This window comes from Halomonas campaniensis (assembly GCF_002211105.1).
GTDB classification, from domain to species: domain Bacteria; phylum Pseudomonadota; class Gammaproteobacteria; order Pseudomonadales; family Halomonadaceae; genus Vreelandella; species Vreelandella campaniensis_A.
Map to the genome: position 1 here is coordinate 768,086 of NZ_JPUA01000034.1, position 6,031 is coordinate 774,116.

Annotated in this window: 5 protein-coding genes; 4 read left to right on the forward strand and 1 reads right to left on the reverse strand. The window is 59.2% G+C overall.

All coding sequences use genetic code 11. From position 1 onward, the window contains the following. Positions 1 to 30: 30 nt before the first annotated feature. A complete protein-coding gene (locus JI62_RS15965; RefSeq protein ID WP_088701084.1) occupies positions 31 to 1,971 on the reverse strand; it encodes an exoribonuclease II in 1,941 nt (646 codons plus the stop codon). Positions 1,972 to 2,226: 255 nt separating this feature from the next. On the opposite strand from JI62_RS15965, the gene JI62_RS15970 reads away from it, so the two are divergent. The 4 genes from JI62_RS15970 to JI62_RS22950 all read left to right on the forward strand — a co-directional run. Further along, positions 2,227 to 2,961: a GntR family transcriptional regulator gene (locus JI62_RS15970; protein ID WP_088701085.1), complete on the forward strand. Its 735-nt coding sequence runs from the start codon at positions 2,227 to 2,229 to the stop codon at positions 2,959 to 2,961. Between the two features lie 8 nt (positions 2,962 to 2,969). Next, complete coding sequence (gene nagA / locus JI62_RS15975; RefSeq protein ID WP_088701086.1) at positions 2,970 to 4,073, forward strand: N-acetylglucosamine-6-phosphate deacetylase; 1,104 nt, start codon at positions 2,970 to 2,972, stop codon at positions 4,071 to 4,073. Next, positions 4,073 to 5,092, forward strand: a complete 1,020-nt coding sequence (locus JI62_RS15980; RefSeq protein WP_088701087.1) for an SIS domain-containing protein — start codon at positions 4,073 to 4,075, stop codon at positions 5,090 to 5,092. Before nagA ends, JI62_RS15980 begins: the two co-directional genes overlap by 1 nt. A 34-nt stretch (positions 5,093 to 5,126) precedes the next feature. After that, positions 5,127 to 6,031, forward strand: a 905-nt coding sequence (locus JI62_RS22950) for a glucose PTS transporter subunit IIA (protein WP_240513268.1), incomplete at its 3' end; no start/stop codon positions are given.

Genomic DNA, 6,031 nt, shown 5'->3' on the forward strand with positions numbered 1-6,031 from the left:
TGTCGGTTACTGCAAGTAAACAAATACGGTTTATGCAGTGGGTTTAGCTACCAGCGAACGGGTCTCTTCGCGGGCTTCGGTCAAGATGACGCGAAGCGGATCGCCAAGCTTATAACGCTCTTCGCCTTCGATCTGGATACGGCCCTCTTTATCGTCAATCACCACTTTACTGCGGTCACTGTGCATTAAGGGCGCTGGCACAAACGCCGTCGCGCCATTCTCCAGCAGACGAACGCGCATACCGCCACGGTTGATGGCCATGATTTCGGCCTCAAAGGTGTCCTGGTTCTGCGCGGAGGGCGTCAGGTAACGCACGTAGAGCCAATCCTTCACATCGCGTTCGGCCATACGGTTCAGGCGGCGACGCTCCGTCAGCTGCTCGGTGAGCTGCTGGGTCGCCTCGGCGGGCGCCTGCTCGCCTTTAAGCACGCGCTTGATCAGGCGGTGGTTGACCATATCGCCATACTTACGAATCGGCGACGTCCAGGTGGCGTAGGCAGCCAAGCCTAAACCAAAGTGCGGGCCGGGCTGAGCGGACATCATGGTAAAGCCCTGGAAACGGCGCAGACGCGCATCCAGCCAGGCGTCGTCGCGGCTTTCCAGCGCACGCTTCAGCTCAGTGTAACGGGCAAGCTCGGTGAGCGCTTCACGCTCGACGATGATCTCTTGCCCGGCCAGAAACTCCTGGGCGGCTTCGGCTTTTTCCGGCTCAAAGGCGCGGTGCACGTTGAAGATACCGTGGCCGATATGCTGGGCCAGGAAATCCGCGCAGCAGGCGTTGGCCACAATCATCGACTCTTCGATCATGCGGTTGGCAATGCGGCGCTCTTCGGTGCGCACCGCCAGTACATTACCGGCGGCGTCGAGATCAAACACGTAGTCCGGGCGGTCTTTAAACACCAGCGCGTGTTCATTGCGCCAAGCGGTGCGCGCCTCGGTCAAATCACGCAGCGCGGTGAGCTGCTCGTCGATCTCATCCGCAGGTGCCCAGTCGCCTTGACCTTCGATCCAGTCGGAGACGTTGTCGTAAACGAGCTTGGCGTGAGATTTAACGTTCGCCGCAAAAAAGCGGTAATCGCCCAGGCTGCCGTCAGCATTAATATCCAGCGTACAGGCCAGCGCGGGGCGCTCCTTGCCTTCCCACAACGAGCAGAGATCATCCGCTAGCTGCTCTGGCAGCATAGTGACGTTTTGGCCAGGCAGGTAAACGGTAAAGGCGCGAGTGCGGGCTTCCAAGTCAGCCGCATGGCCCTCTTCCACATAAGCGGTGGGGTCGGCAATCGCCACGCTCAACCGCCAGCCGCCTTCCGCACGAGCAGCGACATGCAGCGCATCATCCATATCGCGGGTCTTCTCACCATCAATGGTGAAGAAGGGCGTGGACGTTAAGTCTTCGCGAGTCAAGCCTTCATCAATTAACGGCCAGTCGGTGCCTGCATCGGGGCACTCTTGCTCCAGCGCATGGCGAGCCAGCGTAACGCGCCACGGCACTGCCGGGTCATCGCTTTTCGCAACCAATTCATCAATCTGGGCAAAGAAAGCGCGGTCGTCGGCTTTTAGCGGATGGCGTACCAAGCGAGCGACGACCCAGTCGCCGTCAGCAATGGTGTCTTCATCAAGGCTGTTCTTAATCCGTGCCTTGATAACGTTTTTAATCGACGGATGATCAGGGACGACGGCTAGGCGGCCTTCACGCTTCTGCACGCGGGAAACAAACCGATCCAGCCCAGCTTCAATCAGCTTTTCCGGCTCAATGGACTTTTTGTCACCGTTCTCGTGAATCACGCCTTCCACGCGATCACCGTGAATCACCTGCTTCATCGCGGGCGGTGGCACGAAATAGGATTCACCGTCGTCGGTTTCGAGAAACCCGAAACCTTTGTCGGTGGCTTTGATCACCCCTTCAGCACGGGGGGTGGTTTGACGAATCTGTTGCTTGAGCTGGGCAAGCATGGCGTTGTTCTGAAGCATGAGCTCAATCAGTTGGCGAGAGTTAGGGTGCCACTATACGGATTCCCGCAGGCTGCGCCAATTGTCGCTATGTGAAGTTCTTTTTGTTCTCGATTTATCAATAACCTACATCTTCCCTGTTAGCTGGGTAATTACCCTGTAGGCAGAGTGGAGTGGGGCTATTCGGTTGTGGTAGTTGATAATTGGCACTTGATTGGTATTGAATTATGCCTATATTGGTATTCAATTGGTATTGTTTGTCGTACGGAGATATCCATGGATCCACGCTTTAGCCACCTGCGCCTTGACCCGCAGGGCGCGACACCGCTCTACCAGCAGTTAGCCCGTCAGTTGGAGAATGCCATCGAGACGGGGGCCTGGGAGAGCGGCGAGGCGCTACCTTCAGAGCGGAGCTTGGCCGATACCCTCAATGTCTCGCGTATTACCGCGCGTAAGGCGTTGGATTGTCTGGCTGAGTTGGGGCTCATTCGTCGTAGCCGTGGTTCTGGCACTTTCATCACGCCGCGTCTTAATCAGTCGTTAACCCGATTGGTGAGTTTCACCGAGCTACTGACTCAGCGTGGTTTTACGCCCAGCTCTCAATGGTTAGAGCGCAGGCTGGCAACCCCCAATGCGGAAGAGAGTATGCGTCTTGGTTTGGGTGCCGATGCCCAGGTGGCGCGCCTTAAGCGTTTACGCTTGGCCGATGAAGTGGTGATGGCGGTAGAGGATAGCTGCCTACCTGTCTCAGTACTGCCGGATCCCCAAGCAGTAGAAACGTCTCTCTATGCGGTGCTGGAAGCCAGCGGTAAGTCAATGGCTCGAGCCCTGCAGCATGTTACGGCCATCAATGCTGACGCAGAGCTAGCGGCACTCGCCGAGGTAGCCGAGGGGCAGGCGCTGCTTAAGATCACTCGACTAGGGTATCTGGCCGATGGCACGCCAGCGGAGCTTACGGTGACTTACTGCCGCACTGATTACTACGACTTTATGGTCGAACTGACTCGCTAGGAAACGTTATGCAATTTGGCAATATCCTGACCGCCGAGGGCTGGCGCTTGGGGGAGATTCACTGGGAAGGGGGGCGTATCAAGCGTATCAGCGGTGAGCAGATAGACCCTGATGCCAACGCTCATCCTCGCATACTCCCCGGCTTTATCGATTTACATGTGCATGGCGGCGGTGGCGCTGATGTTATGGAGGGGGGCGAGGCGCTGGCTACCTTGGCCCGCACCCATGTGCGCTTCGGAACCACCCGGTTGCTGGCCACTACCATGACTGCGCCAGACGACCACATCAGAAAGGCGCTGCGGGATATCGCGGCTTATATGCAGGCACCCGCGCCCCTGGCAGCCAAAGTGCTGGGCGTGCATTTAGAGGGGCCTTATATCAACCCTGGTAAGTTAGGCGCCCAGCCAGCCTATGCCCGGACGGGGTTGATCGAGGAGCTAGACGAACTGTGCAGCCTGGTGCCGATTCGCCTGATTACCCTTGCCCCAGAACTCTCCGGCCATATGGCTCTGATTCGCCACCTCAGCGAGCGCGGTGTTCGAGTGCAGCTAGGGCATACCCTGGGAAGCTATGAAGAAGGAGTCGAGGCGCTGGCTCATGGTGCCTGCGGGTTCACCCATCTATTCAATGCCATGACCGGCCTACACCACCGTAAGCCCGGCATGGTGGGGGCGGCGCTGGCCCATGCCGAGTACGCCGAGCTGATCCCCGACCTGCTGCATGTCCACCCTGGTGCCATCCTGACTGCCTTGCGCTGCATCCCCAATCTCTATGCGGTGACTGATTCCACCGCTGCCGCAGGCATGCCTGACGGCGATTACCGCCTGGGTGAGCAGACCGTCACCAAATGCTTAGGTGGGGTACGTTTGGCCGATGGCACCTTGGCCGGTAGCACGCTGACCATGGATCAAGCGCTGCGTAACTTCGTAAGCCTCGGACTTTCGCTGGCTGAGGCTTCTGACCGTCTATCCCGCATTCCCGCTGATTTTCTGGGGCTTGGCGATATTGGTCGTCTTGAGGAAGGCGCTGCGGCTGACTTCGTTGTTCTTGACCCTCAACTCCAACTCCAGGCGGTCTTTGTAGAGGGCCGCTCTATTTTAGGAGGTGCCTGATGTCCCTGATGCTTGATGAAGCCCGCAGCGCCCCGGAAATTATCCGGAGCCAACTGCGGCGAAATGCACCCATGATGGCTGATTTGGGCGAGCAACTGCGTCAGTCGCCGCCGGTTTCAGCGGTAACCGTGGCTCGCGGGAGCTCCGACCATGCCGCTAGTTACTTTGCCTACTTGTGCATGAAGCAACGCGGCCTACCGGTGGCTTCGCTGCCGCCTTCATTGACGACACTGGCCAAGACCCCTTGGCGGGCTAGTGGCCATCTGGCCCTGGCGGTCTCCCAGTCAGGGCAGAGCCCTGATTTGGTTGCCACCCAGCAGGCGTTAGCGACCGGCGGTGCCCGCACATTGGCGCTGCTCAATACGCTGGGGACACCGCTGGGAGCAGCCAGTGGCACAGAAATACTTCTCCATGCCGGGGAGGAAAAGAGCGTTGCGGCCACTAAAAGTTACCTGGCTACCCTCTCTGCCATGGCTCAACTACTGGGTCACTGGAACGAGGATCGCAGCTTATTAACCGCCCTAGAGGGATTGCCAGAGCGCCTGGAAAAAGCCCTTGAGCAAGATTGGGGGCCGGCGGTTGAAGCATTGCAGGCAGCCGACCGGCTGATGGTCATTGGCCGGGGCGCTGGTTTGGCGGTTGCCCAAGAGGCGGCGCTGAAATTCAAAGAGACCTGTGCCATTCAGGCTGAGGCCTTTAGCGGGGCTGAAGTTCGCCACGGCCCGATGGCGTTGATAGGCCCTGATTACCCAGTGCTGATATTCGCGCCGCCCGGGCCGGAGCAGGCCGGGCTGCTAACGCTGGCCGAATGGCTAGAGAGCGTTGGGGCCAAGGTGTTACTGGCGGCTGATGCGAGCGTGGCTAAACGCCAACTAACGTTGGTGGACGCGGGCCACGACGACCTGCAGCCGCTGTCCGTTATCCAAAGCTTCTACGTCATGGTGGCAGCCCTAGCGGCGGCCCGGGGCAGTGACCCGGATCGACCCCGGCACCTTAACAAGGTCACCTGCACACTTTAATAGCTAATAACAAAGACAAAGCGGGAGTATTCCCATGTCCGATGCAAGTCAAACCCTAACCCTGCTAGCCCCTGTAGAAGGGTTGGTCATCCCTCTTAACGAGGTGCCCGACCCTGTTTTCGCTGGGTTAGCGCTAGGTGAGGGCATTGCCCTTGACCCGCTAGGCGAGTGCCTGCATGCCCCCTGCGATGGCGAGATCGTGCAATGTGCCCGCACTCGGCACGCACTGACCCTGCGAACCGACGCTGGACTAGAACTGCTGATACATCTGGGACTGGACACTGTTGAGTTGCAGGGCCAGGGCATCGAACTCTTGGTGGCGGTGGGCGACCAAGTCCGCGCCGGTGAACCGCTGTGCCGCTTTGACGCCGATGTGCTGGCGCTCGGTGCCTCTGCGCTTATCACGCCCATAGTGGTCACTGAGCCCGCTGGCTGGCGCCTGTTGCCGCCCCGCCATGGCAAGGGGAAGCGAGTTGCTCTTGGTGAGGAGCTGTTGGTGCTTACTCGCTCTGTAGCGGAGCAGGAAGAAGCGACGACGACCAAAGGCCCAATGGTTGAGCGTTGCCTAACGCTCGCTCTGGCGGCAGGGTTGCATGCCCGCCCTGCGGCGCGACTAAGAGCCATCGCACGGGAGTACGGTGTGAATTTGGAAGTGCACCGAGAACCCGCGGCAGAAGGTGCTGGCGCGAATGTCGAAAGCTTGAGTGCGCTAATGAACCTTGGCTTGGTCGCAGGCAGCGCTTTGCGTCTGAGAGCCCAGGGAACTCGTGGGGAAGCCGCTTTGGACGCTGCTGAAGCATTGCTGACTACCCCCGAAGCCGAGGAGCACGCTGTAGGCAAGCCCCCAGTGGGGCTTCAAAAACCGCTTGGGATAGGGGAGTTGGCCGGCTTGGTCGCCAGCCATGGCTTGGCGACTGGCCCGCTGGTCGTTTACCGACC